This window comes from Nocardia sp. NPDC058058, assembly GCF_042885355.1.
Taxonomy (GTDB): Bacteria; Actinomycetota; Actinomycetes; order Mycobacteriales; family Mycobacteriaceae; genus Nocardia.
Genome location: NZ_JBHVSA010000063.1, coordinates 1 through 1,021, shown reverse-complemented (window position 1 = coordinate 1,021; position 1,021 = coordinate 1). Strand labels below are relative to the sequence as shown.

The window sequence follows — 1,021 nt, the reverse complement described above, 5'->3', positions numbered from 1 at the left end:
GCGCCCACGCCAGCTTGCCGAGGGCGACCAGGGCGACGGCCGCGAACCCGGCCGTGACGATCGCGATGATCACCAGCGAGCTGCGGTACGAGAAGAACCTCGGGTTCGGCGCGTGCCACAGCCCCGCCACCGCGTAGTGCTGCCCGATCAGCCAGCCGGTCAGGGCCACGGCCCAGGCCAGCCGGTCGCGGTGGTCGCGGTGCACCAGGTACAGGCCGATGCCGCCGATGAAGAACGGCGCGTACTGCGGCATCAGGGCCTGGCTGAGGAACGCCTTGCCCGCCGGGTCGCCCGCGTCGACGAGGTCGGCGGCGACGGTCCAGACCCCGCAGAACAGCAGGGTCCGGCGGCGGCCGCCGCCCGGCAGGACCACGCAGAGCGCGAACAGGACGTAGAACCGCAGCTCGACCCAGAGCGTCCAGCACACCCCGAGCACCCGGTCGGCGCCCAGCGGCTGCTGGAGCATCGTCAGGTTGAGCAGGAAGTCGGAGGGCGAGACCGCCTCGACCGCGACCGTGACCAGGATCAGCGCCACCCAGTACGCCGGGTAGAGCCGGGCGGCCCGCGAGGCGGCGAAGGCGCGGACGGTACGCCCCTGGGCGCTCATGCAGATCACGAAGCCGCTGATGACGAAGAAGATCTGTACGCCGAGCGGACCGTACGCGAACCAGGTCGAGGCCTCGGGGAACATCTTGTTCGGGGACGCCCCCCAGGCCTTGGCCACCTCCCCGCCGCGCCCGCCGTAGTGGTACCCGGCGACCATCAGCGCGGCGAGCAGCCGCAGCCCGTCCAGGGCGCGCAGCCGGTCGCCCCCGGCCTTCGGCGCGGGTCCGGCCCCGGTGCGCGCGGCCGGTATCGCCGGGGCGGCGGTCATCGCCTGCCCCGCATCCGGCGGACCCGCCGGACCTGGCGGACGGCGCGGCGCACGGCCGGGCTGCGGGTGAGGAAGGTCAGCCGGGCGGGGATGCCGCCGGGCAGCCCCTGGCTCGCCAGCCGGCGCCGGCTGACGTAGCGCCAGGTG

1 protein-coding gene is annotated in these 1,021 nt (G+C 74.6%); it reads right to left on the bottom strand.

Annotation, left to right across the window (positions count from 1 at the left end):
- Positions 1 to 874: acyltransferase family protein (locus tag ACFVUS_RS44195; protein WP_387781637.1), on the bottom strand; the 874-nt coding region annotated here is incomplete at its 3' end.
- Between the last annotated feature and the right edge of the window lie 147 nt (positions 875 to 1,021).